Raw genomic sequence first — 26873 nt, 5'->3', positions numbered from 1 at the left:
TTTGCACCTGGCCTCAGGCATTTCGTACTGTGTGCCCGGAGCCGCCATCCACCGACTCCGGGCCTTGTTCAGCCTGCCAGGCAGGCGGCAAAGCCTTGGTTCAACGCCGCGCGGTCCAGGTCGCGGCCGATGAACACAATCTTGCTGGAGCGTGGTTCCGTGCCCCATGAGGTGGAGGCACGGAACTCGACGAGACTGTGCACCCCTTGCAGCACGTAGCGCTGATCCTGATCCACGACCGCCAGCACGCCTTTCATGCGGTAAAGGTTGTCGGCCTGCTCGGTGCGCAGCGTGCTTATCCAGCGGTGGAACGCGCCCAGGTTCACCGCGCCGTCCACGGCGATGCCGACTGAAGACACGCTGGGGTCGTGGTCATGATCCAAATCGTGATGATGTTCATCGGCGTGGTGATCGTGCTCCGAGCCGATTTCCATCAGTTTTTGCGTGGACTCGAAAGCACCGATACCAAGGATCTTCGACAGATCGATCTCGGCGTAGCTGGAGGTCACCAGATCTGCGGTGGCATTGAGACCCCGGATCTTGCCGCGCAGCACCTCCACCTCGTCCTCGCTGACCAGGTCGATCTTGTTGATGACGATCCGGTCGGCACAGACGATCTGGTCCACCGCCTGGTTATCGACGCCATCCAGTTGCAGGTCTTCCAGATGCTGGGCGATGTGCTTGGCGTCGACCATGGTCACGATGGCGTCCAGTTCCACTTCATCGGCAATCGGGTCGTTGATGAAAAAGCTCTGGGCCACCGGGTACGGATCGGCCAAACCACTGGTTTCGATCAAGATATGATCCAGCCGCACCGGGCGTGCCACCAGTTCGCGGACGATGCGCACCAGGTCCTCGCGCACCTCGGCGGTGCAGCACACGCAACCGTTGACCATCTCGTAGATTTCTTCGGTCTCGGAGCTGAGCACCAGGTCGCCGTCGATGCCGACTTCGCCGAATTCGTTTTCGATCACGGCAATCTTGCGGCCGTGGTTCTCCTTGAGGATGTAGTTGAGCAGGGTGGTTTTGCCGGCGCCGAGGAAACCGGTAAGGATGGTCACGGGAATTTTGCGGTTCGGGGCAGGGGCGTTGAATGGGCTGTTCATGCGAGCTCCTTTGTTGTTGCGAAATGGCCGGTGGCCGATGGGCCGGGTTCACCCCAGCGCAGCGCGGTCCCGGCGTCGAGGCCGAACAGGTCGAGGACACGGCCGAGGCTGTGATCGACCATGTGCGAAAGGGTTTGCGGGCGGGCGTAGAAGGCCGGCACCGGTGGGGCGATGATCCCGCCCATTTCGGTGACGGCGGTCATATTGCGCAGGTGGGCGAGTGTCAGCGGGGTTTCCCGGGCCATCAACACCAAGGTCCGGCGTTCTTTCAAGGTGACGTCGGCAGCGCGGCCGATCAGCCCCGAGGAGGTGCCGGTGGCAATCTCCGCCAATGTGCGCATGGAGCACGGCGCGACCACCATGCCCAGGCAGCGAAACGAACCGCTGGCGATCCCGGCGGCCACGTCGTCGGCGCGGTGGTAGTGGCTGGCCAGCGCGGTGACGTCCGCCAGTTTGTAGTCGGTTTCATGGGCCATGGTCAGCAGCGCGGCACGGCTGATGATCAGGTGGCTTTCGATGTTCAACTCGGCGAGCAATTCCAGCAGGCGCACGCCGTAGATGAACCCCGACGCGCCGCTGATGCCGACCACCAGGCGCTGGCGGTTCATGACGGATAACTCTTCAGCAGATTGAGTGCACGCGCGACCACGTCCTGATCCAGTTGCGCCTTGATCCCGTCGAATCCCGAACCGCGCGTGGCATCCAGCCCCATGCGCGAGGTGGTGCCGTTGACCGAGGACGAAGGGTCCAGCGGACTGCCGGGCAAACCGTCGATGACGAACATATCCTGATGCGGCTGAAAGTGCGTGGCCAACGCCCACAGCACTTGGCTGTCGTCGGTGATGTCGATGTCGCTGTCCACCGCGATCACGGTTTTCAAGTATGGGTCCCAGCCGAGCAGGGCGAGCATGATCTGCCGCGCCTCGCCGTCGCGGCTTTGATCCAGCGCCACGTAGCAATGAAAGTGCGTGCCGGAGTTGGGGTAGTGCACGGCGGTGACGGCGGGGAAGCGTGCCTTGAGTTTCTCGCTCATCTCCGTTTCCCGGGGCAGCCGCGCCAGGGTCAGGTGTTCGGCGTAACGCCCGCCGACCACGTCCACCAGCCAGGCGTCCTTGCGACGCATCAGGGTGTCGACGCGCAGCACATTATTGGTTGAACGGTCTGAGGAATAGCCGCTGAACTCGCCGAACGGACCTTCCTCGGCGTAGGCCGCCGGGTCGATGGCGCCTTCCAGGACGAACTCGGCATAGGCCGGTACGCCGATGCCATAGCGCGGTGTTTTGACCAGCTCCAACGGTGCGCCGAACAGGCCGCCGGCCACTTCGCGTTCATCGCTGCCGAACGGTAAACGTGCTGCTGCGGCAAGCATAAACAGCGGGTGTGCGCCGACCACCATCGCCACGTGCAATTCTTCGCCGCGTTCGCGGGCGGTTTGCAGCATGCGCCACAGGTGACCGCGCGAATGCAGGCTGGTGGCGAGAGTCTGCCGGGCATGGCGCATCGAGCGGTGATAGCTCATGTTGGCGATGCCGGTGACCGGGTCTTCGGCAATGATGATGGCGTTGGTGATGTACGGTCCGCGATCACTGTCGAAGTGCTTGAGCATCGGCAGCAGCGCCAGGTCCACGGCTTCGCCTTCGAAAATCTCATCCAGCACCGGACCGGTTTCCACGTAGCGGGGCGCAATCGGATGATTGGCGCGGGTCTGGAAAGTCTCGTGCAACTGCGCCGGGGGGACGCCGAAGATCCGCGCGATGCGGGTCCGGGAAGCGAACAGATTGGTGGCCACCGGCACGCCGAGCGTGCCGACTTTTTCACAGATCAGCAGCGGATCGCGACCTTGGGTGGCCAAGGCATCGACCAGGGCGGTGACGTCCTGGTCTGCCGAAAGCGATTGGTGAACGGTCAGCACATCGTCCGGGTATTGCCGGCGATAGGCGTCGATGAAATCGTGGAAGTCCTGGGTGTCGCCGAGCGTAGAGAGGGTCATGGTTTCACCTCGTAAAAAGCAGGCGCGCAGGGCTGAGGGCGACGCTCGATCGACAAGCCGTTGGCCTGCCGGTCGATCGAACGCCGGTTCTTCTGTACGCCTGAAAAGCTTCGGTTGTTACAGGTAAGTCGTGGTCAGACGAATGTCCGCCTCGATCAGGTCCTTGGGTGGCGGTGTCGGTTCGATGCCGCACAACCGGGCGATGTTGTTGCCCAGGTAGTCCTCAAGGTGATCCTCATCGATCCCCAAGCCCTGCGGTGCCGGCGAACACAGCACTTCCAGTTCCCGCAGCCACATGCCCGGTTCGTTCGGTGGCGAGTCGGTGCCGAAGACGATCTTGTTGCGCGGCAGCTCCTTGGCGAACTCGACGATCCGCGACTGGAAGCACCAGCCGGATTCGCAGTACACGTTCGGCGTGTCCATGGCCATCCAGAACGCTTCGAACGAGTAGTTGCCGCCGGTCTGGATGCCGAAGTGACCGATGATGAAGTTGACCATCGGGAACTCCCGGATGATCGGGTAGAACATCGTCGGGATGGTGTACGGGCCGTCGCCGGTATGGATCAGCACCACGATGTTGTACTTGGCGCAGACCTTCATTGCCGGACGCAGCCAATCGAGCGCGCGGTCCGGGCGATAGCCGTGCATGTTGGCGTGCAGCTTGAGCATCTTGAAGCCGTATTCCTTGATGTGGAACTCCAGCTCCGCCGCACCGTTTTCCGGTCCCCAGCGCGGGTTGAAGTTGAAGTTGCCGATAAAACGGTCTGGGTATTTCACGCAGAGTTCGGCGACGTAGGACATGTAGTCGCGCACGCCTTCGCGGCCCCGGCGGTTGCCGTCGCGGTAACCGGTGTTGCCCGGTGGCGGTTGGATGAAACCCATGTCGATGCGGCGCGGTTTGCCGTTGATCATGTACGGGCCGTCCATCAGCTTGAGCATGCGCTCGCCGGTAAACGGTTCACCGGTGTGGCGCCAGGCCTCATCGACCAGGTTGGTGGGGTGCAGATGGGTATCGATAATCATCGGTTCAGCTCCTGGCCAATTGGGTGGTGACTGGGCGCTTGAGTTGCGCCTCGGCTTCGGACACGGAACGCGGCGGCGGGGTTGGCTCGAGGCCGATCATCCGTGCGGTGTTGTTGCCCAGGTATTCTTCGAGGGTGTCCTCGTCGAGGTTCAGTCCTTGGGGCGGCTCATGGCAGAGCACTTCAAGCAACCGCAGCCACATGCCCGGCTCGTTCGGCGGGGTGTCGGTGCCGAAGAGGATCTTGTGGGTTGGCAGGACCTTGGCGAACTCGACGATCCGCGATTGCAGGCACCAGCCTGATTCGCAATAGACGTTGGGCAATTCCATCGCCCACTGCATCGGTTCGAACACATAGACGCCGCCGGTCTGCACGCCGAAGTGCGCCATGATGAAATCGACGTTGGGGAATTCCTTGATCATCGGCACCCATTCCGACGGGATGCTGTAAGGCCCGTCGCCGGTGTGCAGCTTGACCGGGATGCCCAGCTCGGCGCATTTCTCGAAGGCCGGACGGACCCAGTCCAGCGCGCGATCCGGGCGATAGGCGTGCATGTTGGCCTGCATCTGGACCATCTTGAAGCCGTGTTCCTTGACGTAGCGCTCGATTGCCTCGACGCCGTTTTCCACACCGCAGCGCGGGTTGTAGACGAAGCAGCCAATGAAGCGATCCGGGTAGGTCTGGACCATCTTCAGCGTATAAGCCATGTAGGCATCGATGGACTCGCGTCCGGTGAGGTCGCCGTCGGTCCAGGTGTAAATGGTGTTGCCTTGTGGTGGCTGGATGAAGGCTTTGTCGATGCGGCGAGGTTTGCCGTTGACCATGTAGGGGCCATCCATCATCTCCAGCAGACGCTCGCCGGTGAACGGGTCACCGTCATGCCTCCAGGCGAGGTCCACCAGGTCGGTGGGATAGCAACTGATATCGATGATCATTGAAGTCGATCTCCTGATAGCGGGGAAGGGAACCTTGCGGTTCGCAGCAGCCATGTCCCGGGCAATCGGCCATTTCTATGCGCATTGCTGCGCATTCCCTCGCCTGGTCGCACCCGGCTCGGGACGCTGGCTGCTTGGGAAGGAGTATTGGAAGGGGGGATCGGGTTCGTACAATATTAATTGGGCGAGGGGTTGATACGTGTTCGATATCGGGCAGGTTTTTGTGGTGGATGTGCGAACCTTTTTCGCGAGCAGGCTCGCCCACAGGGAAACGCATTCCAGATGTGGGAGCGGGCTTGCTCGCGAAGGCGTCAGATCAGTGTTTGCTGAGCCAGCGTCTTGATCACCTCAACCACCGGCGCCACCCGCTCGGCCTGTCCCGGCGGCCACACCGCGTAGAGGTTGTAATGCGCCGCAATCTTCGCGTCGTTCAGTTCCACCAACCGCCCCGAACGCAACGCATCCGCCGCCAGCAACCCGCGCACCAGTCCCGCGCCAACCCCAGCCTCGGCGGCAGCAATCAGGTTCGCCGCATTATCAAAAACCACTCGCGCCCCCGGCTCTGTCGGGGTCATTCCCGCGGCATCCAGCCAGGGAATCCACGACCGGCGCGTGTACCCCAACAAAGGTAATTCCAGCACCTGCGCGGGAGTAATCGGCACCTGCAAACCATGCCTTTCCAGCAACGCAGGCGATGCCACGGCCCGGACGCTATCGCCACAAATCTGCGACATCTCGCAGTCTTCCCAATCGCCATATCCATAGCGCAATGCCAGGTCCACCCGCTCGAACGAACTCCGATCCGAACGCGGCATCGACAGCAATACCACTTCATGGTCTGGCAATAAATCGAGCAATTCCGGTAGCCGTGGATTGAGCCAGCTCTGGGCCAGCTCGCTGTCCACATCGATCGTCAACCGTTGCGCGACGCTGCGGTTTTTCACCGAGGACAGGGCCCGATCAATCTGCGCCAACCCATCGGACAGCACGCTGGCAAACAATTGCCCGGCATCGGTGAGGTTGCTGCCGCCGCCTTCGCGGACGAACAGCGGCTGACCGATGAAGTCTTCCAGGCTGCGGATCTGCTGGCTGATCGCGCTGTGGGTCAGGTCGAGCTTGCGCGCGGCGCTGGAAAAGCTTCCGCTGCGAGCGGCCTGGATAAAGGCACTCATGGACTGCACCGACGGGTATCGCTTGTACATGCTGTTAGTCCTACTTACACAGGATGGCAGAAATCGTCGCTGGCCCGATTTCTCAAGGCTCCCAATAATCCGATCACCAGGCCCGCACAAAGACGGGCCGCTCTCTTGGAGCCTGACAATGATCGAATTCACGGTAAACGGCGAACGACACGAGTTGGTAGAGCCATCGCCCTCCATGCCCTTGTTATGGGTGTTGCGAGACCACTTGAAACTCACCGGCACCAAGTTTGGTTGCGGCATGGGCCTGTGCGGTGCCTGTACCGTGCACCTGGACGGTGTCGCGGTACGTTCCTGTCAACTGCCGGTCGCCGCCGTGGCGGGGCACAGCATCACCACCATCGAAGGCTTGTCACCCACCGAACAGCATCCGCTGCAATTGGCCTGGGTTGCCGAAGATGTGCCGCAATGCGGTTACTGTCAATCCGGTCAGATCATGTCCGCCGCCGCGCTGCTCAACACCGGGGCGGCGGTCACCGATGACTCAATCCGTAACGCCATGTCCGGCAACCTGTGCCGCTGCGGCACTTACGGGCGAATCAACAAAGCCATCAAGCGCGCGGCTGCTGCGCCGAAGGAGGCGTGATGTCTTTTATCGACGACACTCAGGTCGAACTGCCGCGCCGCATTTTTCTCAAGCAAGCCGCCACCGTCGCGTCCGGTCTGGCGATTGCGTTTTATCTGCCCACGGGCTTAGCGGCGACGGATCCAAAAGTGCCTGCACCTGCGGCTGAATTCGAGCCTAACGCCTGGGTTCGCGTGCTGCCCGACGGCACGGTGAAACTGGTGGTGCACAAGCACGATTCCGGCACCGGCACCCAGACTGCATTGGCTGCTTGTGTGGCTGAGGAGCTGGATGTCAACCCGATGACGGTGCAGGTGATCACCCCGGAAAATCCGTTCTTCGAGGCCTACATTCATCCGATCTGGAAAGTCTATTCCACCGGTGGCAGCACCAGCGTGTCGCTGGAATACGATCGCTTGCGGATGGCCGGCGCGACGGCCCGCGCACTGTTGATTGCGGCGGCGGCCAAACAGTGGAAAGTCAGCCCGGACAGTTGCAACACAAAAGAGGGTCGCGTGGTGCATACCGCCAGTCGGCGCAGCCTTGGTTACGGTGAATTGGTGGGTGTCGCCGCGCATTTGCCGGCACCCGCCAAGGTCACTCTGAAGGACCCGGCGCAGTTCAAGTACATCGGCAAACTGCGGCACAAGCGCGATGCGTCGGCCAAGGTCTGCGGGCGCTTCAAGTACAGCATCGACGTGGAATTGCCGGAGATGCTGGTGGCGGTGATTCAGCGCACGCCAGTGGTTGGTGCGAAAGTGCTGGCGTTGGACTCCAGCGCTACCCTGCAAGTGCCGGGCGTGCGGAAAGTGATTGCGATTCCTGGCAGACCTGACGTGCTGGGCGGTAATCAGGAGGGGGTTGCCGTGCTGGCCGACAACTACTGGGCCGCCCATCAGGGCCGCGAATTGCTCAAGGTGCAATGGAGCGACTCGCCCCTGGCCGGATTCGACAGCGATAAACTGGCGACGGCCCAAGCGGCGGCCATTGACGACAAGACCACACAACGGGTGTCAGCCATGGCGGCGGGAGATGTAAGCGCTCAATGGCCGAAAGCCGCGAAGCTGCTCGAAGCCGACTATCGCATGCCGTACAAGGTGCAGAACCCGCTGGAGCCGATCTGCATTACAGCCGAGGTGAAGAATGACGCCATTACCTACTGGGGCGGCGTTCAGGTGCCATCCTCGGCGCTGGAAGCTGCGCAAACGGTGTGCAAGATCGCCAAGGATAAGGTCACCATCAACGAGTTGGTGTCCGGTGGCAGCTTCGGGGCGCGGGAGGCCAAGTACTGGTTGTTCGAAGTGGCATACCTGGCGCAGCAGGCCAAGGTGCCAGTCAAGTTGATGAACAGCCGTGAAGACGAAATGCGTGCGCTGTTCATGCACCCGGCGACTCTGCATCGAGTCAAAGGTGCGCTGGATGCTCAGGGTCGGTTGACCGCGTTGCAGCTCAATGCGGTGTCGCCCGCCTCGCCGGAGCAGTGGGAGCCGGGCTATTTCGAACGCCCCGACCACATGGACTACAGCACTACCGAGGCTATCACCGCGTGGGACTTTGCTTATCGTCCTGCGAATCTGGACCTGGTCTGGGTCAGGCACGAAAGCAACGTGCCCAGCGGCTGGTATCGCTCCGTGAGTTTCATTCCCAATGTGTTTGCCGTGGAAAGTTTCATGGACGAACTGGCCCACAGCTCGGGACAGGATTCGTTGGCCTTTCGCCTGGCCAACATGCAAGGCCGGCCCCGGCACGTCGCGGTGCTGAAGAACGCCGCCGAACGTGCCGGTTGGGGCCAGCCATTGCCGGAAGGGACAGCCTTGGGGATCGCCACCAATCAGGGTTACACCAGCTTCATCGCGGTGGTCGCCAGACTTTCGAAAAAAGACGGTGTGATCAAGGTCGATAAGCTCACCTGCGTGGTCGATTGCGGCCTGGCGGTGTCGCCGGGCGGTGTCGAAGAGCAGATCTACGGCGGCTTGATGTGGGGCCTCGGCCACGCGCTGTTCGACCGCATGGACATTAAACAGGGCAGGGTGGTGCAGAGTAACTTCCATGATTACCGGGTGCCCCGGATGTCGGACATGCCGGCGATAGATATTCTGGTACTGGACGGCGAGCCGAGCAAACCTGGAGGTGTCGGTGAACTGGGCAGCCCGTCGGTGGTCCCGGCCATCGCCAATGCGCTGTTCAGCTTGACTGGTGTGCGCCAGCGCTCGACGCCACTGACCCTGGGATAGCCGTCATGGACTTGCGATTGCTGCGGTATTTCATGGCCCTTGCCGAGGAGTTGCACTTTGGCCGGGCCGCCACGCGCTTGCACATCTGTCAGCCGCCGCTGAGCCAGCAGATTCGTCTGCTGGAAGAGGAACTGGGTACGCCGCTGTTCGAGCGTAGTCATCACCGGGTCGAGCTGACGGCAGCCGGACAGATGCTCAAGGAACAGGCGCCGCTGGTGTTCGAACAACTGAACCGCGCGCTGGACCTGACGCGTCAGACCGGTCGTGGTCAGTTGGGCGAGCTGGAAATCGGCATGATCAGTTCGGTGATGGTTGGCGTGCTGCCGCGGGCCTTACACCTCTTCCGCGAGCGCTATCCTCAGGTGTCCTGGCGGCTGCATGAAATGACGCCGGCGGCACAGGTCATAGCGTTGAAGGAGAAACGCATCGATGCCTGTGTGTTCCGGGTCGGCTATGACGATCCGCAGTTGCGCAATGAACTGCTGATCTACGAGCCGATTCGCGTGGTCATGCCTGTCGATCATCCTTTGGCTCGATGCGAAAGCCTGGCGCCGGCGGACTTGGCACAGGAGCCTTTTGTGGCGCTGGAACTCAAGCAGTCGCGATTTGCTGATTTTCTCTATCAGTGCTGCATCAAGGCCGGTTTTACCCCACAAATCCGCCAACAGGTGATCGAGGTTCAAACCTTGCTCAGCCTCGTGCAAGCCGGTTTCGGTGTGGCGTTATTGCCAGCGTCCATCGAGCAGCTGGCGCCAGCCGGCCTGGTGTTCCGCCGCCTGACCCCAGCGTTGCCGGAAGTGCCGTTGTACGTCACTTACCGCGCAGACGATGACTCGCCGGTGCTCAAACTGTTTCTCGATACGTTGCGCGAACGAGTTCTCGAAGAACGCCAGCAACCCCTTCTCAATTCCATAACGCGGATTTGATTTATTGTGAATATCGACATTGCCGTCAAAAAGACGCTGGAGAAACGCCAAATCAATGCCTGGCCAGCCGGACAAATGTATTCATTTTTTTGAAGCGTCGTAGATGAAGGCATCATTGTTAAAACGCCCGTCGGCTTGGCTGCTGAGGTCATTGGCTTGGGCACATAGGCGGTGATATTAGCGTCGTGACAAGCCAGGATTTCCCCGCTTTTGAAGTAACCGCGGTCAGCCACTACCGACAGCATTTCTGACGCCATCGCCTCGCGGGCCTGCTTGGCCATTGGGTGAGCTGATCGCGGTCGGAACGCGCTGAAGTCCTCAGAAATCATAGCAATGGTTCGCGAAGGTGCTTATACACACCTGACGAAGGAATTATCACGTCCAACCACCTCACCCGGATTGAGTACTTCCGCTACCTGCAAGGCCCCAAAGAAGCAAACGTGCTGCGCGTCGTGCTGCCTGACGGGGGTTCCAAATTGAATACGAAAGGCCTGAAGACAAATTCACTTTCCTGTCCTTTCAAGGGAGTCAATTGATGCTGGAGCAGGATGATTTGTGTCCATTCGACACGGCCCCCTCAGTAGGGGGCAGAACAATCCCTCGGGCGTTGAAATATAACCATTCGGAAAAAAATGGGTCGAGTGTCGCTCGGGCCGGTAGGCAATACCATTTGAATCCAGCATATTTTAGGGGCCGGGAGCAGGGAGCAGCAGGACGGAACCACTCGAGCAATTCCGCTATCGCCGCATTCATGAATCCCCGCCTGCCTATTTACCTGCGAGCTGTTTGCTTGCTTGTTTAGTTCGCCGGTGAGGAATAGATTCGGTTTTGAGCGTTTTCACACCCAAAATTGAAATGGATATCGCCGTGACTCAATTCCGATTGCTCGTTCAGAACTGCACTCCTGACGCCAGCGACCTCTACTTCGTCGTCGAACAAACCCGGGCCGCTAAGCCTTGCGAAATGGTGCATCAATCCAGTGCGGTGACCGAATGCGCGTGATGATTCTGGATGATGACCCCTGGATAGCAAACCTTCTGGAACAGCTGGTTTTGAGCATCCGTCCGCTGGCACAAGTCGATTGCTTTGGCGATGTTGCCAGTGCCTTGTATGCCTGGCAGCAGAGTGCCTACCAGATGGTCATGGCCGACTGGAATCTACCGGATGCCAGCGGTGTAAGCCTGTTGCAAACGATTCGTGCACAGGATCTGAAAATACCGCTGATTATGATCACCGGACGTTCCGATCGAGAAAGTGTCTTGGCAGTCAAGTCTCTCGGGATCAGCGCGTTTTTTACCAAGCCGTTTCAAGTGTCGCGTGTCGTTGATTGCCTCAAAGCGCTCCTTCCTGCCGATACGGCTGTGCAAGTGCCCGCTGTTATTGATGAAAACCTGATCGACTATCTCAGTGGATTATCCACCCATGGGCTGGATCTGCCGTTACTCGCTCAGGTGAAGGAAAAACTCCAGCGTGGATATGGGGGAGAGCAGCTGGATATTCGCGATTTGGTCCAGGATTGGCAGCATGATCCGGCGCTGTGCGCTCATCTGATTGCGGCAGCCAACAGCGCGGCGTATCACGGGGTGGGCCAACCCTGCACCAGTTTGATCGATGCCATTAAACGATTGGGCGGGCTTACCAGTGTGAATCTGGCGTTAAGCCAGGCCCTGCGACAGACCAATACCCAAACCAATGGGGTGCTGATGACCTGCATGCAGTCTTATCTGGATGATGCCGAGGGTCTGGCTGAACAGGTTGTTTTCCTGGCTCGACGATGCAAGCTGGATCCGACGCCACTACAGAGTGCTGCGTTGCTGCACCGGATGGGCGAGCTTTGTGTGCTTTACCAAATCCAGAAGTGGGAGGGCCAGGGGCATAGGGTGGATGAAGAACTGCTCACCCATGCCCTGCGTGATTTCGCCGCCCCCTTTGCCATCAAGTTGAAAGCCGCCTGGGGACTCCCTCAAGCACTGCGTGAGTTGATAGGTGCGATCTATGCGTTGCCTCCCATGCAGATACGCCGCGAACAAGTGGTCATGCGCCTTGGGGCTGCTATGAATAATGGAGAGCCTGAAGCGGACCTCAAAAGACTGCAACGATTGGCGGGCCTGGCCTGAGCGCATTCGGGGACACCAACAGGACATCTCACCGCCGAAAAGCCGGGCGAGGATTTTTTGTTATTAAATACAAGGGATTTGCGAGGGCCAAAGGAATGTGCGACAAGACGTTTATCTATATTTCCGTCCTATTCCCTTGGCTCAAATATGCACATTTTTATCCACGGGGTTCAGGGTTAATGTGATGCATACGAACTAAGTTGCAGACGCTCTCAACAGGGTTCTAATTTTAATATTGAAGGCTTGATGGTCTTCTGTAATGGGACAATGCGGGTGAGAAAACATAAGTTTTTTGCATTGAGCTGGGGCGTAACCATCACTCTGGTGGTGGGGTTAGGGGTAAGCATTCTGGGTGGCTGGATCCTCGAACGCATCAACGAGCAGCAGGCTCAAGAAGCGATCGCCGCCGCCACCGAGGAAGCCGCGGAGTTGGTTTTAACTCGCCTCGGTCTTTACCAATACGGATTGCGTGGCGCTCGTGGCGCGGTGCTGACAGCGGGTGAGCATGGCATCAGCCGCGAAGTTTTTGACCAATATCACCAAACGCGCGACCTCGCTGCCGAGTTCCCCGGCGCAAGTGCTTTGGGCTTTATCAGGCGAGTACCGGAGCGCGATGAACGCGAGTTTCTCAAATACGCTCGGGCCGATGGCAAAGCCGATTTCTCCATTCGTCAACTCTCACCCCATTCAGGCGAGCGTTACGTTATCCAGTATGTCGCACCGGCTGAGGGAAACCAGGCTGCAATTGGTTTGGACATTGCGTCGGAAACCGCACGGCGAGAGGCTGCCCAATCCTCGATACAAAGCGGTAGGGTACGGATTACCGGGCCCATCACTCTAGTGCAGGACATAGGGAAACCGCAGCAGTCTTTCCTGGTGTTGATGCCCATCTTTCGCGGCGCAGAGACACCGGCGACCGCTGTTGAGCGAGAGGCCGCAGCGTTTGGCTGGAGCTATGTCGTGTTGCGGACAGAGCAGGTACTGAGGGGCCTGCGCATAGAAAATGAGGCGGTGCATCTGCGGCTGAGGGATATCACCGTCCCAGGGCGAGAGAAGCTGTTTTATGAAAGCACGGACGACTCGACTAGCCATGAAACGCTGATGACCCACCAGGTGGAGCGCGAGGTATACGGGAGGCGATGGCAAGTTGAACTCAGCGCGCACCCGTTGTTCATCCAGCGCCTGCATCAGGTTTCACCAAAGGTCGTCCTGTTGATGGGTGGTTTGCTTACTCTACTTCTGGCTACGCTGGCTAGTGTCGTGAGTGTCAGCCGTCAACGCCGGCGGCAGATATTCGCCGAGCAGGCAAGACTGGCTGCCATCGTCGAAAGTTCGGCCGACGGCATTATCGGAAAAACACTCGATGGCATCGTCACCAACTGGAACAAAGGGGCCGAGCACCTTTTTGGCTATACCGCCGAGGAGGCTGTGGGCCAGACACTGGTCAGTCTGGTTGTTCCTGAGGAGCGTGTCGCTGAGGAAGATCATATCCTTGCGCGCATAAGGGCCGGGGAGCGTATCGCCAGCTTTGATACTCAACGCCGTCGCAAAGATAGCCGGCTGATCGATGTCTCCGCCAGCATTTCACCGATTTATGGCGAGGGTGGTCGCGTCATTGGCGCCTCCAAGACGATAAGGGATATCTCGGCGAAAAAAGCAGCAGAGGCCCGAATTCTCGAACTCAATTCCAACCTGGAGGAACAGGTTGCGCAACGAACTTCCGAGTTGCGGCATCTCAATCTGTTGTTGGGCACTGTGCTGCGCTCGGCCACCGAGGTTTCGATCATTGCGACGGATCTCGATGGCGTTATCCGTGTGTTCAACAAAGGTGCCGAGCATTTGTTGGGTTATGACGCCGATGAGTTGCTGGGTCAGCACACACCTGAATCGATCCATGTACCAGAGGAAGTCGCTGCTCGCGGCGTTGAACTGAGCGAGGAGTACGCTCAGGCCATCGACGGTTTCCGTGTGTTGACCCATAAACCTGAGCTTGAAGGTGCAGAAACCCGGGAGTGGACTTACATACGTAAGGACGGCTCGCGGTTTCCTGTCACGCTGGTGGTCACCTCCATGCGTGATGGCGACGGGAAATTGAGCGGCTACCTGGGCATCGCGGTGGACATCACAGAACGTAAAGCGGCGGAAAGGGAGCTGGCGGCGAGCCTGGAGACGACACAGAAACAACGTAGTGAACTGATGGCGATTCATGATCAGTTGCTGATGGCTGCTGAAGTAGCCGAACTGGGCGTCTGGTCCTGGACGTTGGCGGACAATGCCTTGCAGTGGAATGACCGCATGTTCGAGTTCTACGGTCAGCCACTGACGTTGCGCAATAATGGACTGAGTTATCAGCACTGGTATTCGCGAGTTCACCCCGACGATGCGGTGTCAGCGGCTGAAAAGCTGAGTGCCGCCGTCGAGGGGAGTGGTGTGTACGACACCATTTTCCGTGTCGTCCGCCCGGACGGCCAGATCCGCTTCATACAGGCAGGTGCGCAGGTCGAACGCAGTCCGAGCGGTGCGGCGCTGCGTGTGACGGGTATCAATCGGGACATCACCTCCCAACGCGAGCTGGAGTCACACCTGCTCTACGCCAAGGAACAGGCCGATACCGCGAGTGCGGCCAAGTCTGCCTTCTTGGCCAACATGAGCCATGAAATACGCACGCCGATGAACGCCGTGCTGGGCATGTTGCAGTTAGTGCAGAACACTGACCTGAATGGTCGTCAACTCGACTATGTGACCAAAGCACAGTCTGCTGCGAAATCCCTGCTGGGCTTGCTCAATGACATCCTTGATTACTCCAAGATTGAGGCCGGCAAGCTGCAACTCGACGTGCACCCGTTCGAACTCGAACCGCTCATGCGTGACCTCTCCGTAGTGCTGGCCGGCAACCAAGGTGAGAAAGAAGTCGAGGTCATGTTCGACTTGGACTCCAATCTACCCAACGACCTGATCGGCGATAGCCTGCGGCTGCAACAGGTGCTGATCAACCTGGCGGGTAACGCCCTCAAGTTCACCCTGGAAGGCCAGATCGTGGTCAGCGTCGAGCAACTGATGCGCACGGAAAACTCTGTGAGCTTGCGCATCGCCGTTTCTGATACCGGTATCGGTATCAGCCCGGAGCAACTTCAGCGCATTTTTGAAGGATTCACTCAGGCCGAGGCTTCAACCACCCGCCGCTTTGGCGGCACCGGTCTGGGCTTGGTGATCTGTAAGCGGTTGGTCAGCTTGATGGGCGGTGAACTTCAGGTGGAGAGCCAGCGGGGTATGGGAAGCCGCTTCTGGTTCGATATCACCCTGGATGTAGCGCCCAGTTCGCTGCTGAGATCTGACAGCCCTGGAGTCGATGTGTCCATACGGATACTGGTCGTCGACGACAACGCCATGGCGGGTGAATTGCTGTTGCGAACCGTTCATGCATTAGGGTGGCAGGCCGACCACGTGAGTGGTGGCACGCAAGCTGTGGAATGGGTGAAAAACGCCCAGGCGAGAGGCGAAGCTTACGACGTGGTACTGATGGACTGGCGGATGTCCGATATGGATGGGCTGAGCGCTGCGCAATTGATCCATCAGCAGGGCAACGGCGTACCTCCTCCAATGATCATTATGATTACCGCTTACGGCCGTGAAGTGTTGGCCGACGCAAGCGAGATGGGAGACGCTCCCTTCGTGGGGTTTCTCACCAAGCCTGTCACGCCTAAGCAGTTAGCCGACGCTGTTCAGCGAGCACTGAACGGCAAAGGCCTTGCGCAGCCCCTCCCGTCCAAGTCAACTGTTGGCAGGCCGCAGCGTCTGGCTGGGCTGCGGCTATTGGTGGTGGAAGACAACATGCTTAATCGGCAGGTTGCCGATGAGTTACTGACAGGGGAAGGCGCTCAGGTGATGCTGGCTGAAGGTGGGCTGGAAGGTGTGAGCAGGGTGATGGCTGAGAAGGTGCCCTTCGACGCCGTGTTGATGGATATTCAGATGCCGGATATTGATGGCTTGGAGGCGACCCGTCGCATTCGATCGAATCCACGCTTTGCAGCGCTGCCGATTGTGGCGATGACCGCCAATGCCTCCAATACCGACCGTGAGGCCTGTCTTGCTGGGGGGATGAACGAGCATGTCGGCAAGCCTATAGATCTGGAACAACTTGTCGCAACGCTGCTGTTTCAGGTGGGCCGCGAGGATAGCCAGGCATCTCTAGCCTTGAGGGAAGCCAAGATAGGAGAAGGCGTCATCGAGTCTCGCGCATCGATCATTGATCGTTTTGGCGGTGACCTCGAGTTGATCCGCAACGTACTGCGTAACTTTGGCCCGGAGCTAGAAAAACAGCTTGTCCGGTTGCACGATCAGATCCAGCGGCAAGACGCATCGGGGGCCGCTTTCGTGCTCCATTCCATTAAAGGCAGCAGCGGGACCATGGGTGCCAAGGCGGTGTCGCTACTGGCCGGCGACCTGGAGCACACACTAAAACACGGCGATGCAGAGTCTGTAGCGAGCCTCATTGCTGACGCAACATGGTTTGACGAATTGAGCAGATTACTGCAACAAAGCCTTGAGCAGATGAATGTCGACTTTGGTCAGAGCCCGAGCGCAAAGGTCTGTATTGACTCCGAATTGATGTCGCTCACGCAATGGCGAGAATCCCTTGAAGAGATTTTGCTATTGCTGGACGCGGGTAACCTTCAAGCCATAGAGCTGGCAGACGCATTGGCGTCAAAAACGCCGCCATCCCTGCGCCCACAGTTCGACGAACTGGTTGTCATGGTGCAGTCACTAGACTTTTCCGCTGCGATGCCGATTGGTCGTGACCTTTTGAGATCTGCCTGATGGAACAATCGATGGAAACCTGGTTACCACATCCCCATAACCGCCCAAAACTCCTCATTGTTGACGACCAAACGATTAACATCCGGGTACTCCATGAGTTGTTTCGTGAGGACTGTGATGTGTTCATGGCCACCAGCGGTGAGCAGGCGATCACGGTATGCCAGACCCAATCACCCGATCTGATTCTGTTGGACGTGGTTATGGAGGGCGTGGACGGGCATGAAGTATGCCGTCGACTCAAGGCTGACCCTGCGACCCAGGACATCCCTATCATTTTCATTACCGCACAGCAGCAGGAGTCGGATGAGGTACTAGGTCTGGAACTTGGCGCGGTGGACTTCATCAGCAAACCCATCAACCCAATCATTGTCAGAGCCCGTGTGCGAACACACCTGACTCTGAAACTACAGAACGATCTGCTGCGTTCCATGGCATTAATGGATGGCCTTACTGGAGTGGCTAATCGACGCAAATTCAATGAGGACATATTGGCGGATTGGCGCCAGTGCTTTCGAGAGCAAAAGCCGCTGTCGCTCATCATGGTGGATGTTGACTTTTTCAAACGCTACAACGACCAATATGGGCACCAGGCTGGGGATGGCTGCTTGAAATCTGTTGCCCAAGCATTGTCTGAAACGGTTAGACGCCCCTACGACCTGGTCGCTCGGTATGGTGGCGAAGAGTTTGCCTGCATCCTACCCAATACAGATCTTTGCGGAGCGGTCCAACTTGCAGAAAAAATGCAAGAGCATATTCGGGCGCTGGGTATCGAGCATTCTGCATCTGATGTAGCTCGTGTGGTAACTCTTTCTCTAGGCGTCGCCACATTGACGCCCACTGACGACCATGAATTCCACACGTTGATAGAGGCTGCGGACAAGCAACTCTATGAAGCGAAGAAAGCTGGTAGGGCCCGGGTATGTTCATCTGCAATGTCGTCCAGTTAAGGATTTTTCCCTTTGCTGAGCGCATTTTCAGCTCGGTGTACTGATCGTTGAGAGTGTTGGTGCGGTAGTGCCTACATGGGGGCTGTCGACTAACCTTCACCAGTCTTGACAGCGCGAAAAAGGTTTGAGCTGACTTGTCTCTGACGGTGCCGCAGAGGTCACCTTGAGAATCCTGGTCAAGCGCACGCGCTACCTCACGGAAGCTTTTCCCAAAACCTCACCACTCTCGCGTAAAGCGTATCCGTCCGGCCAAGTCACCTTCCAAGCCCCGCAAAGCCAAGACATGGTGTGCACTTAAATTTAAGTGGGCATCAGTTCTAGCCTTTTAAGCGGGTATTTCATGCAGCCAACACGCCGCTCCTATTCCAAGTCCTTCAAGGCTCAGGTCATTCAAGAGTGTGCCCAGCCCGGCGCTTCGATTGCCAGCATTGCCCTTAGCCATAGCCTCAAGCTCAACGCGAACGCCCATTTCATAGTGTATTTCTGATGGCCGCTGAACTCCACGCCGGCCAGGCCACAAAGCAAGTAGGCAGAGGCCACAAGAGGGCTGAGCGAGTGGACAGGTTGGCCCACCAATGACGCTCGTCCGATTTCTGCAGCGGAGATGCCATAGGCCGCTGCAGCTTTGGCAAGAATTGGCAGGACATCATAGTAGAAGGCGTCATTGGACATGAAGAAGGTGCCCGGAATACTCGCCAACGCAGTGATCGGAGCCATGTATGGGCCCCAGGTCTCTGGCAGCATTGGCAGCATTGGCAGGAAGCTTGCTGGCATCGCATTGACCATGCCCGTTCCGGACAGGATGCCTGCCAGGATGCTGGCCGCGAGGAAGATCGCGATCTGATTCAAGGCCGTCGGCGCGTGGGCAGAAATTCGGCGACGTTGATCCTGCATGTGCAGTTAGTTGATCGGAGAATGCGACCATGAACAAAATGGAGAGTGGCAACACCTCTGTTACCAGACCAGCCATCAAGCCCACCGTCAGACAGGGGTTTAACCAGAACAGCTTTGGACGACGCAGTTCGGCACTTTCATCTGACATGGATGGCAGACCTTCGTCGTCAGCCTCATCGTCAAACACGGTGGCGGCAGCGCCCACCGATAAGCGCAGCGTGCCCAAGCGTTGACGCTCAAGAATACCGATGAAGTAAGCCAGCGCCATAACCCCCAGGAAGCCCACCACCATGACCGGAATCAGCGGGACAAACAGCTCGGAGGTATCAACCTGCAAGGACGCTGCGGTACGGGCCAATGGACCGCCTCACGGCAACAGATTGGTCACGCTCGCCGCAAGTATCACCACACAGGTGAGTGATAACGGCGAGTCGCAGGCGCTTGAACAGCGGCAGCATCGCGGTGACGGTAATCATGTAGGTCATTGAACCGTCACCATCCAGGAATACTAGGCCTGCCAGCAGCGCGGCAAAAACCACGGCCTTCATCGGGTCGCCGTTGATCAGCTTGATGAATTTGCGAATGATCGGATCGAACAGACCGGTATCGAACATCTACGGTGCAAGGCGCGAGCACGCCAGTGGTGCGTTTTATGAACTGGCGCTGGCTGGGACCGAGCCTTGGATTCGGCGGCGGTCAGCAGAATCCACCCTAACCCTTGTTGCTGCCGACAGAGCCATTTGTCACCGCAATGCGCGCTTTAGGGTTTGGCACCCCCAACGCCAGCCTTAGCATGTCGTTGTTTTGCTCGGCGCGCATCACTCTTCGTTTTGGATAAGGACGGTTAGCTCCTGTCGATACTTTGTCTCTGGACAGTATCGTAATCGAAGGGTTTAGTTCCATAGAAAGAATGGATTTCTGTTGCCCAAGACTTGTCGGCCATATTAGGCCAACTGTCCTTGTCAAAGCCTGGTGCATTTTCCAAGCGCTCTTTCTCTATATTGAGTACGAAGCGCTTATTGAGTGTATCGAGTGACAATGCGTTCCAAGGTACCGCAAACAGTTTTTCTCCCATGCCAAGAAAGCCACCAAAGGATAGAACGGCATAACTCACTCTACCGCTGCGAACATCCAGCATGATTTCCTTAATATCTCCCAAGTCCTCTTCATTATGGTTATAAACATCATTTCCAATGAGCGTGTCTGCACCCATCAGGTCGGGCCCGGGCCCCTGTTCCTCGGAGCCGGCATCTCGTAGGAGGTTGGTTTTGTACATGCCATAGGTATCGCGATCTTCATAGTTCATTGCTATCTCCTATCAACAATCAACAATCAATCAGAAAATGTATATGCAGCCTTTATGGCTGTATTATTGAGAGTCACCCGCTTTTGAAAAGTTTGAATTTTTTTTCGAGTGACGACGAATGGTAAGTTGGGAATAAAAATAATATTTAATCAGCTTTTAATTAGGATGCTTTGTGTTGTTTTATATATTGGCATTCACCTGCATTGCTTATCGTATAGACCTGAATAAAGCGATTTCCTGTTGTGGCAACTATGTCTCCAGCTTGCATATAACCTCATAAATATGACGATTAAGTTTTGCCCGCAACTGTAACCAAGCTCGGTCAGCGAAGCGAACTAATTGAGTGATAGTCCATATAGGGAACTCCAGTAAAGTCCGGAGCAGGACATCAAAGCGGCAGGCGAATGTCCGCTTCTGGCCGATTGTGTTGAAAAAGTCGGTCCATCCAGACTGCCTGCATACTGACCGCAGAAAACGCCTTTTTTGCGCGTTGCTACGCGAAATCTGAGCGCGGAATCCTCTGCTCAAATTAAAGATTTTCAATCTCAAACGCGTACTTTTCTGCCGTAGAAACCATGGCCGACTTTTTCAACAGAATCGGCCGATTGCTGCCTGTCGTGACGGGCAGTAACCCAAAGCAGTCAGTCATGAAGGGCGGAAAACGGCCGTTTTTGTTGATTCGACTGAGACATGGAACGGTTCTTTTCTGGTCAACGTCTGAGTCCAGGTGCCGTTGCGTGGTCTTCGTGTTGACGCTCACGCATTCGCCGAACACGGTCACGTCATGCGGCTTTAGCGACTAAGCCCCTTGCCAGTCATTAGTCAACGGCAACGGACTCGTTTCAAGCAACTTGAAATAGTCGGGGATACCGGGATCAGTGAATGTGTTTTCTTGACGAAGGTAGCTGTCGTCGAAATCAGCTCGTCGATCTGCTTCTCGTCTTTTGTTATGTTGAAGGCGTGATCCATGGGCCGGACAAGCAGCTCATGTTCTCCGGAGTGATAGCTGATAAAGCTTTTTCCGAGGGTTGGCTGCGGAGAAACGATGTCGTCGTTAGTGCCGACGGCGACGAGCAGTGGCCCCTTGTAATGGGTGATCTCGGCGGCGGCATCGAGGGTCATCAAGCTGACAAAGAACGCGGATTTAAGCTTGACCTCGCCACCACCAGGTACTGCCAGTGCGACGGGGGTGTCACCGCTGTGCAACGCTTCCTTGATCTTCTCGGCGCCCCACAGCAGCGGGAAAGCGGCTCCCATATTGGTCGCAGGGTTCCAAAGTGCGACCGCGTCGAGTTTATGCGGGGTCCGTCCTGCTACAGCAGCACCAATTGCTCCGCCCATGCTCCATCCAACAAGCGCCATGCGGTTGGCGTCGACGCGCCCGGACTTGGCCAGAAAGTCGAGCGCAGCCAGCCCATCCTCAACATCCGTATCGAGTGTGCCGTCGGTCTTGGCACCATCACTGTCGCCATCAAAACGGTAATCGATACGGAGGCTGGCAATGCCTTGTTCGGCCCAAAGACGTGCGGCCCGGGCATAGATACCTTCATTGACGGCCGGAATGATCCCCTCATCCCTACTGCCCCCGAAACTGTGAAGTAACAGAATTACCGGGGGCTTCTTAACGCCGTCGGGCAGGTTCAGGGTGCCGACGACGTTCATTCCCTCAACGGAGAAGGTGACTTTTTCTTCAGCCGCAAACGCGAAATACGGGGCTGTAACCAGGCTTGCGAGAAGTACTATACGGGTCAATAAACTAGGCATGGGAGCGATCCTCCGCTAGACGGGTAAAGGTTTAATTCTTGGGCTGGGGGGCGTCGCCCGAAGATGCAGTCGGCGTTCCGAGCAGTCCGATAGCGCTGTACCAGAGCGGTCCTTGATTGATGCGGTCGGGGTGGAGTTCGATCATCTTGTCGAAGAACTCACGTGGGGTCGGCTTCTCGGCGAGTAGTTCTATGGCATCCAACAGGTATTGGCGGGTCTGCTCCAGAATGACTGGATCATCGGCACGATTTTTCTGTTTGTGCCCAGCAATAACGATGCGCGGTTTCAAAGCTTCTACTTGGTCGATCGCCTTGACCCAAGCTTGGAGCCCCCCGTTGCCGCCTTCGAGGAGATATTGGTGTACACCGTTGTAGGCAACGTCGCCGGCCACCACCAGTCCCATGGACGGCACATACAGCACCGTGGTGTCGTCAGTATCTGTATGACCGACGTCTATGGCCTGGATGGTATTGCCCTCAAGCGTGAAGCCTTCAGCAGGTATCGGTTGAGCAATAACATCGGTCTTTCCAATGAGCCCGGGAAAGTCCTTGTCATATACCTTTTCGCGTCCGACAGTGGCCTGCTGATGCATGAGTCGGATCGTGCCTTCGGTGGCATATACAGTGGCCCCTGGGAACCGCTCGAGGATCTGTTCAGTGCCGAACCAGTGATCGCCATGTCCGTGGGTCACGTAGATGTATTTCAAGTGCTTACCGGATTGCGCAACCCAGTCGCTGACCTTTTGCGTTTGCTCACGGCTCATTGGCGGATCGATCAGCACAGCGTCGGTTTTCCCGAAGATCAGGGTTGAGGTGATCGGCGATGAAACGATGCGATCACCATTGGGTAGGCGTTTATCGCTCGCCCTAGTTACCCCGTCAGTAACGAGTACTTCATAGGACAATGCCGAAGGGTGGGACATATCGTTCTCTCCTGTACTTTTCGCTGCTGCGGACTCGGCAGCGCCTGATAAGCAGGAGGCCGTGACCAAGATAGTGGTGAGCAGTGCTCGAATGGAGTTGCTGGGCCTGCACTGTTTTCGGGGCGGGTTGCGCTCACAGATCGTCCAGCAGTGGCTCAAGGAAGCCGGTAACAAATACCCACGGGTGATCGGTGGCTAAAAGGCCATGCGTACCTTCCTGCTGGAGACCATTGAGTCGGCAGTTGAGCCGTGTGAGTTCGTCGTCGGTGGCATGACCGGCACTGGCAAGACTGATGTACTTGCGCAATTGCGCAATTGCGCAATTGCCCAATGCTCTGGATCTGGAAAGTCATGCCAACCACCGAGGCTCTAGCTTCGGCAAGCGCTTCACCGACCAGCCAGCGCAGATTGATTTTGAGAACCTCGTGGCCCTAGACATATTCAAGAAGCGTGCGGCGGGTATCAAACAATTCGTAGTGGAAGACGAAAGCCGCCTTGTCGGCACCTGCAATGTGCCGCTGGAGTTGCACCACGGTATGCAGCGCTACCCGTTGGTGTGGCTGGAGGACCGCTTCGACAACCGCGTCGAGCGTATCTTGCGCGATTATGTGGTGAATTTCTGCGCCGAGTTCGTCACGCTCCACGGGGAAGAGAGCGGTTTCAGCCTGTTCGCCGGGCGTTTGTTGCAAAGCCTGGACAAGATCAACAAGCGCTTGGGCGGTCAGCGCCATCAATGGTTACAGGCGATGATGCATTCCGCTCTTGATGTGCAGCAGCGCAGTGGGTGGAGATGCACCGTGGGTGGATCGAAGGTCTGCTGCGCGAGTACTACGACCCGATGTACGCCCACCAGCGCGAGAGCAAAGCCGGTCGTATCGGATTTGCTGGCGAGCAAGACGCGGTCATCGCTTACCTGGCTGAACGTAAAGCCAGCCGTTAGGCTGTGGTTGATACTGCTAGTCATTCGGTGATCTGGATGTCACTAGGGGTGTCAGTCGCGTTGGTACGCTTTGAGCTTTCCTAAGTCCTCTTGTGCTCGCTTGCGGAAGTAGCAATATAGAAATTTCTGAACAGCTCCGCTCGGAGTGTGGTGCTCTTCACTCGCATGGCCGAGCATCTCAAACTGGGCGCCAAATTCCGCGGCTAGGTGGTCAACATTGTAACGCTGGGCCGGAAGGCCGCTGCACCGATCCGGACCCTCTTCGGCAAATGTGCCAACGACTACGAAGCCTCCTGGTTTGAGCGCTCGGTCCAGCGCATGCAGGTAGCGCGCGCGATCTCCCGATTCGGTCAAGAAGTGAAAAACGGCGCGGTCATGCCACAAGTCATACTTATGCTTAGGAAAAATCGCTGTAGTAACATCAGCTTCCAGCCAGTGCACCGAGGCTGCATGTTCACCAAGTCGATTGCGTGTGACGTCCAGTCCGGAGACGGAAATATCTAGCACAGTCAAGTTCCGGTACCCGGCCTTGAGGAGGTCATCGATCAGGGTCGAAGCACCGCCACCGACATCGATAAGCACCGCATCAAGACTCAATCCCGTCTGGCGAATTAACGCCAGCGACATGTCGGCATGCTCCTGGTACCAGCTAACAACGTCAGATGCCTTCTCGGTGTAAACATTTTCCCAATGTCTTTTACTTTGCATGTAAGTCCTCACTGGTGCTTTACGTTTATGGGGCCGCCACATATACCTGCTTAGGCGATCAGCTCAACGTCAGGGATTGCTGCTGTGGTCTCCTTAAGTAACGATAAGAACTCCACAGCGTACGGTTTATCACTTTCCGTGGGTGATGTGGCGGTCCATGTGTCTGAGATTAGTCCATCGTGTGTGATGGGTTTAGCAGTGACATATTGGCGATGGAGGTAACTTTGCACCGCCCAGCGCGGCAGAGCAGCAGCACCTATGAAGGTAGTCACCTGCCGCGACCGCCACGCCGACTGAATAGAATATTTTGAGCTACTGCCGGACGGACAAACTCGCAACGGAGCGAACTGTGGCCAATGCACCGAAACATGGCCTGTGCTTTTAACTTGGCCATGCATCTCGTCTCAAGCAATCAACATAGTCATCAAGTTCAAAGCCTCTTTTTCTCTGGGTTTTCTGGCCTGAGTGTTCGCATTTCGATTCGTTTTCATGATTGAAATACGTTTGGATGTATCCCCTAGGGGGGATATGATGTTGGCGTATTTATCGGGTCTGAGGCTCAAGTCATGAGTGAACACGATCATCCCCATACGCACCGAACCCATGAGGCGATTATCAAGCGCCTCAAGCGGGCCGACGGTCATCTGCGCAGCATCATTACCATGATCGAAGACGGTCGTGAGTGCGTCGACATTGCTCAGCAACTGCATGCCGTGGAAAAAGCGGTGTGTCAGGCCAAGCGAACGTTTATCCAGGATCACATTGATCACTGCCTGGAGGACACCGTCTCGGCGTTGAACAATGGCGAGCGCGCCCCACTGGAAGCGTTCAAGCAAATCACTAAATACCTCTAGGTCTGTCATGACCTACAAGGTTTGGCCAGTGGGGCAGTGGGGCCACTGGTTCTATCCGGGCCATCTTGCCGCTCCGCAAGCTCTACGGTTTCTGATCTGAGGGTTGGCAAAATCTTAAGAACTAAAGCCCCCTCAACTTGGCCAGCGGCGATGCTGATCGTCAATCACATATGGGTGTTCGTGATCCGCCCCATCTTGGCCGTCGAGGTGAGTGTGATCGTCCGGCAGGTTCTCATGGGTGTGTTTGATCGATTCTTGGTCATGAGCAGGACGCCAGATCACTATGCTGACCGCCAATGCGCTACCAGCCACGACAACGAGCCCAACAAACGATGCCGTGAGGCTGATGTTGGCACCCAGCCATCCCGCCAATGGGTAGGTAACCAACCAGCAGGCATGGGATAGAGCAAATTGGGCGGCAAACAGCGCCGGGCGATCTTCAGCATGTGCCGAGCGACGCAATAGCCGACCGCTTGGGGTCTGGGCCAAGGAATAGCCCATGCCCAGCAGTATCCACAGAGGCAGCAGGAAGTTGTAGGTCGTCAGGTTGATACCAAGGCCTAGGCCGACGACCAATATTGCTCCGCCGAATAGCATGGCCGTCCGGTCTTTGATGTTTTTCAACAGCCGGGGTAAGACCAAGGCTGCGATCATAGAGCCGCCACCAAACGCGGCCAGCGCCAATGCCGTAGAACTCTGAGGCAGAGCGAAGCGCGACTGCACCAGCACCACCGTATTAACGATGACCATGGCACTGGCAGCAGCTACTGTCAGATTAAGAGCCAGCAGCCCCCGTAGGCGAGGGGTGGCCAGGAATATGCGCATGCCACGGGTAGTTCGTTCGTAGATGCTGCGTCGCGGCGTCTCCTTCGCCTTTGGCAGCAGCACTGTGGCGACCAAGGCCGCTGAGGCAAGGAACCCGATGACAGTTCCGGCGAACAGGTTATGGAAGCTAATCACGGTCAGCAACGCGGCGGCGAGCATCGGGCTGGCGACACTTTCAAGATCGTAGGCAAGACGCGATAGCGACAAGGCGCGGGTGTAGTCGTCTTCATCCGGCAGTATGTCTGGAATGGTCGCCTGGAACGTGGGGGTGAACGCTGCCGAAGCGGACTGAAGGACGAAAATCAGCACGTAGATTTGCCAGACTTCCGTCACGAACGGCAGTGCGAGCGCGACCAGCGCTCGCACTAGATCCAGAGAGACCAGCATTGCCCGACGAGGTAGATGCGTTGCAAAAGCCGCTGCAATCGGCGCAACGCCGATGTAGGCCGTCATTTTGATCGCTAACGCCGTACCGAGGACGGCTCCCGCTTGGGCGCCTGCAAGGTCGAACGCCAGTAGGCCCAGTGCGAGAGTGGCAAGACCAGTACCTACGAGCGCAATCACTTGGGCGAGAAAGAGATGACGGTAGGTTCGGTTGGCTAGGATTTTCAGGATGAAATATCTCAAGTGGCGAAGTGCGTGACCAGGCGGCTACCGAACTTTTCACGAAGAGACGCAATCAGCTGGTTTCGTCTCTGTTGAGTGCGAATATCCCCCCTGGGGGGATATAGTTCGATCCTAAACCATAGACCATGGCAGCTCAAGAAATAGGCGCTACGCCATCTATCGAATTATTGAAGT

Annotated in this window: 20 protein-coding genes and 4 pseudogenes; 11 read left to right on the top strand and 13 right to left on the bottom strand. The window is 57.3% G+C overall.

The window, feature by feature from the left end; all coding sequences use genetic code 11:
- Positions 1-68: 68 nt before the first annotated feature.
- The 6 genes from ACMXYH_RS18035 to ACMXYH_RS18010 all read right to left on the bottom strand — a co-directional run bounded on the left by ACMXYH_RS18035 (position 69) and on the right by ACMXYH_RS18010 (position 6255).
- Positions 69-1106 (bottom strand): CobW family GTP-binding protein, encoded by a 1038-nt coding sequence (locus ACMXYH_RS18035; protein WP_129443726.1) that lies wholly within the window; start codon positions 1104-1106, stop codon positions 69-71.
- Positions 1103-1714 (bottom strand): UbiX family flavin prenyltransferase, encoded by a 612-nt coding sequence (locus ACMXYH_RS18030; RefSeq protein ID WP_134418493.1) that lies wholly within the window; start codon positions 1712-1714, stop codon positions 1103-1105. Before ACMXYH_RS18030 ends, ACMXYH_RS18035 begins: the two co-directional genes overlap by 4 nt.
- Positions 1711-3096, bottom strand: a complete 1386-nt coding sequence (locus ACMXYH_RS18025; protein ID WP_415764361.1) for a UbiD family decarboxylase — start codon at positions 3094-3096, stop codon at positions 1711-1713. The genes ACMXYH_RS18030 and ACMXYH_RS18025 overlap by 4 nt, the downstream gene beginning before the upstream one ends.
- A 117-nt stretch (positions 3097-3213) precedes the next feature.
- A complete protein-coding gene (locus tag ACMXYH_RS18020) occupies positions 3214-4119 on the bottom strand; it encodes an amidohydrolase family protein (protein WP_149631419.1) in 906 nt (301 codons plus the stop codon).
- A gap of 4 nt (positions 4120-4123) precedes the next feature.
- Positions 4124-5053, bottom strand: a complete 930-nt coding sequence (locus ACMXYH_RS18015; protein WP_090183042.1) for an amidohydrolase family protein — start codon at positions 5051-5053, stop codon at positions 4124-4126.
- Between the two features lie 311 nt (positions 5054-5364).
- Complete coding sequence (locus ACMXYH_RS18010; RefSeq protein WP_415764360.1) at positions 5365-6255, bottom strand: LysR substrate-binding domain-containing protein; 891 nt, start codon at positions 6253-6255, stop codon at positions 5365-5367.
- Positions 6256-6373: 118 nt separating this feature from the next.
- On the opposite strand from ACMXYH_RS18010, the gene ACMXYH_RS18005 reads away from it, so the two are divergent.
- The 3 genes from ACMXYH_RS18005 to ACMXYH_RS17995 are packed head-to-tail and all read left to right on the top strand — an operon-like array spanning position 6374 to position 9977.
- Positions 6374-6838, top strand: a complete 465-nt coding sequence (locus ACMXYH_RS18005) for a (2Fe-2S)-binding protein (RefSeq protein ID WP_129443731.1) — start codon at positions 6374-6376, stop codon at positions 6836-6838.
- Complete coding sequence (locus ACMXYH_RS18000; protein WP_129443732.1) at positions 6838-9051, top strand: xanthine dehydrogenase family protein molybdopterin-binding subunit; 2214 nt, start codon at positions 6838-6840, stop codon at positions 9049-9051. Before ACMXYH_RS18005 ends, ACMXYH_RS18000 begins: the two co-directional genes overlap by 1 nt.
- A 5-nt stretch (positions 9052-9056) precedes the next feature.
- Positions 9057-9977, top strand: a complete 921-nt coding sequence (locus ACMXYH_RS17995; RefSeq protein ID WP_129443733.1) for a LysR substrate-binding domain-containing protein — start codon at positions 9057-9059, stop codon at positions 9975-9977.
- A 32-nt stretch (positions 9978-10009) separates the two neighbouring features.
- Here ACMXYH_RS17995 and ACMXYH_RS17990 read toward each other — a convergent pair.
- Positions 10010-10293 (bottom strand): annotated as a pseudogene (locus ACMXYH_RS17990) (IS5/IS1182 family transposase); the annotation flags it as partial.
- A gap of 159 nt (positions 10294-10452) precedes the next feature.
- Here ACMXYH_RS17990 and ACMXYH_RS17985 point away from each other — a divergent pair.
- From ACMXYH_RS17985 to ACMXYH_RS17960, 6 genes and pseudogenes are all read left to right on the top strand, one after another.
- A pseudogene (locus tag ACMXYH_RS17985) lies at positions 10453-10527 on the top strand (VOC family protein); the annotation flags it as partial.
- A gap of 317 nt (positions 10528-10844) precedes the next feature.
- Positions 10845-10979, top strand: coding sequence for a hypothetical protein (locus ACMXYH_RS17980; RefSeq protein ID WP_415764359.1), 135 nt, complete (start codon positions 10845-10847; stop codon positions 10977-10979).
- A complete protein-coding gene (locus ACMXYH_RS17975) occupies positions 10970-12094 on the top strand; it encodes an HDOD domain-containing protein (RefSeq protein ID WP_134418498.1) in 1125 nt (374 codons plus the stop codon). The genes ACMXYH_RS17980 and ACMXYH_RS17975 overlap by 10 nt, the downstream gene beginning before the upstream one ends.
- 267 nt (positions 12095-12361) lie before the next feature.
- A complete protein-coding gene (locus ACMXYH_RS17970) occupies positions 12362-16912 on the top strand; it encodes a PAS domain-containing hybrid sensor histidine kinase/response regulator (protein WP_415767721.1) in 4551 nt (1516 codons plus the stop codon).
- On the top strand, positions 16912-17859 hold the full coding sequence (locus ACMXYH_RS17965) for a diguanylate cyclase (RefSeq protein WP_129443736.1): 948 nt from the start codon (positions 16912-16914) through the stop codon (positions 17857-17859). Before ACMXYH_RS17970 ends, ACMXYH_RS17965 begins: the two co-directional genes overlap by 1 nt.
- 340 nt (positions 17860-18199) lie before the next feature.
- Entirely contained in the window at positions 18200-18346 is a 147-nt protein-coding gene (locus tag ACMXYH_RS17960) for a transposase (protein WP_415764358.1), read from the top strand.
- On the opposite strand, the pseudogene ACMXYH_RS17955 reads toward ACMXYH_RS17960, so the two are convergent.
- The 4 genes and pseudogenes from ACMXYH_RS17955 to ACMXYH_RS17940 form a co-directional block, all read right to left on the bottom strand.
- Positions 18283-19367 (bottom strand): annotated as a pseudogene (locus tag ACMXYH_RS17955) (citrate:proton symporter); the annotation flags it as partial. The gene ACMXYH_RS17960 and the pseudogene ACMXYH_RS17955 sit on opposite strands and share 64 nt — an antisense overlap.
- Positions 19368-19597: 230 nt before the next feature.
- Entirely contained in the window at positions 19598-20059 is a 462-nt protein-coding gene (locus tag ACMXYH_RS17950) for a PRC-barrel domain-containing protein (RefSeq protein ID WP_415764357.1), read from the bottom strand.
- Between the two features lie 822 nt (positions 20060-20881).
- Positions 20882-21823, bottom strand: coding sequence for an alpha/beta hydrolase family protein (locus ACMXYH_RS17945; RefSeq protein WP_415764356.1), 942 nt, complete (start codon positions 21821-21823; stop codon positions 20882-20884).
- A gap of 31 nt (positions 21824-21854) precedes the next feature.
- Positions 21855-22745 (bottom strand): MBL fold metallo-hydrolase, encoded by an 891-nt coding sequence (locus tag ACMXYH_RS17940; RefSeq protein WP_129436860.1) that lies wholly within the window; start codon positions 22743-22745, stop codon positions 21855-21857.
- 106 nt (positions 22746-22851) lie between these two features.
- Between ACMXYH_RS17940 and mnmH the strand changes: the two are divergent.
- A pseudogene (gene mnmH / locus ACMXYH_RS17935) lies at positions 22852-23685 on the top strand (tRNA 2-selenouridine(34) synthase MnmH); the annotation flags it as partial.
- 51 nt (positions 23686-23736) lie between these two features.
- On the opposite strand, the gene ACMXYH_RS17930 reads toward mnmH, so the two are convergent.
- The gene (locus tag ACMXYH_RS17930) at positions 23737-24393 is read right to left on the bottom strand and encodes a class I SAM-dependent methyltransferase (RefSeq protein WP_134418502.1); all 657 of its coding nucleotides are present in this window, start codon (positions 24391-24393) and stop codon (positions 23737-23739) included.
- Positions 24394-24959: 566 nt separating this feature from the next.
- On the opposite strand from ACMXYH_RS17930, the gene ACMXYH_RS17925 reads away from it, so the two are divergent.
- A complete protein-coding gene (locus ACMXYH_RS17925) occupies positions 24960-25247 on the top strand; it encodes a metal-sensing transcriptional repressor (protein ID WP_129443739.1) in 288 nt (95 codons plus the stop codon).
- A 132-nt stretch (positions 25248-25379) separates the two neighbouring features.
- Here the strand turns inward: ACMXYH_RS17925 and ACMXYH_RS17920 are convergent, their stop codons facing one another.
- Entirely contained in the window at positions 25380-26687 is a 1308-nt protein-coding gene (locus ACMXYH_RS17920) for an MFS transporter (RefSeq protein WP_129445159.1), read from the bottom strand.
- Between the last annotated feature and the right edge of the window lie 186 nt (positions 26688-26873).

The sequence above is a fragment of the Pseudomonas frigoris genome (genome assembly GCF_047758635.1).
In the GTDB taxonomy this organism is placed as follows: domain Bacteria; phylum Pseudomonadota; class Gammaproteobacteria; order Pseudomonadales; family Pseudomonadaceae; genus Aquipseudomonas; species Aquipseudomonas frigoris.
This window is presented reverse-complemented; position numbering and strand designations above follow the sequence as displayed.

Excerpts from the sequence above, each read along its gene's own strand:
- ACMXYH_RS18035 (WP_129443726.1), bottom strand. The coding sequence starts at position 1,106 with ATGAACAGCCCATTCAACGCCCCTGCCCCGAACCGCAAAATTCCCGTG.
- ACMXYH_RS18030 (WP_134418493.1), bottom strand. The coding sequence starts at position 1,714 with ATGAACCGCCAGCGCCTGGTGGTCGGCATCAGCGGCGCGTCGGGGTTC.
- ACMXYH_RS18025 (WP_415764361.1), bottom strand. The coding sequence starts at position 3,096 with ATGACCCTCTCTACGCTCGGCGACACCCAGGACTTCCACGATTTCATC.
- ACMXYH_RS18020 (WP_149631419.1), bottom strand. The coding sequence starts at position 4,119 with ATGATTATCGATACCCATCTGCACCCCACCAACCTGGTCGATGAGGCC.
- ACMXYH_RS18015 (WP_090183042.1), bottom strand. The coding sequence starts at position 5,053 with ATGATCATCGATATCAGTTGCTATCCCACCGACCTGGTGGACCTCGCC.
- ACMXYH_RS18010 (WP_415764360.1), bottom strand. The coding sequence starts at position 6,255 with ATGTACAAGCGATACCCGTCGGTGCAGTCCATGAGTGCCTTTATCCAG.
- ACMXYH_RS18005 (WP_129443731.1), top strand. The coding sequence starts at position 6,374 with ATGATCGAATTCACGGTAAACGGCGAACGACACGAGTTGGTAGAGCCA.
- ACMXYH_RS18000 (WP_129443732.1), top strand. The coding sequence starts at position 6,838 with ATGTCTTTTATCGACGACACTCAGGTCGAACTGCCGCGCCGCATTTTT.
- ACMXYH_RS17995 (WP_129443733.1), top strand. The coding sequence starts at position 9,057 with ATGGACTTGCGATTGCTGCGGTATTTCATGGCCCTTGCCGAGGAGTTG.
- ACMXYH_RS17975 (WP_134418498.1), top strand. The coding sequence starts at position 10,970 with ATGCGCGTGATGATTCTGGATGATGACCCCTGGATAGCAAACCTTCTG.
- ACMXYH_RS17970 (WP_415767721.1), top strand. The coding sequence starts at position 12,362 with ATGCGGGTGAGAAAACATAAGTTTTTTGCATTGAGCTGGGGCGTAACC.
- ACMXYH_RS17965 (WP_129443736.1), top strand. The coding sequence starts at position 16,912 with ATGGAACAATCGATGGAAACCTGGTTACCACATCCCCATAACCGCCCA.
- ACMXYH_RS17960 (WP_415764358.1), top strand. The coding sequence starts at position 18,200 with ATGCAGCCAACACGCCGCTCCTATTCCAAGTCCTTCAAGGCTCAGGTC.
- ACMXYH_RS17950 (WP_415764357.1), bottom strand. The coding sequence starts at position 20,059 with ATGAACTATGAAGATCGCGATACCTATGGCATGTACAAAACCAACCTC.
- ACMXYH_RS17945 (WP_415764356.1), bottom strand. The coding sequence starts at position 21,823 with ATGCCTAGTTTATTGACCCGTATAGTACTTCTCGCAAGCCTGGTTACA.
- ACMXYH_RS17940 (WP_129436860.1), bottom strand. The coding sequence starts at position 22,745 with ATGTCCCACCCTTCGGCATTGTCCTATGAAGTACTCGTTACTGACGGG.
- ACMXYH_RS17930 (WP_134418502.1), bottom strand. The coding sequence starts at position 24,393 with ATGCAAAGTAAAAGACATTGGGAAAATGTTTACACCGAGAAGGCATCT.
- ACMXYH_RS17925 (WP_129443739.1), top strand. The coding sequence starts at position 24,960 with ATGAGTGAACACGATCATCCCCATACGCACCGAACCCATGAGGCGATT.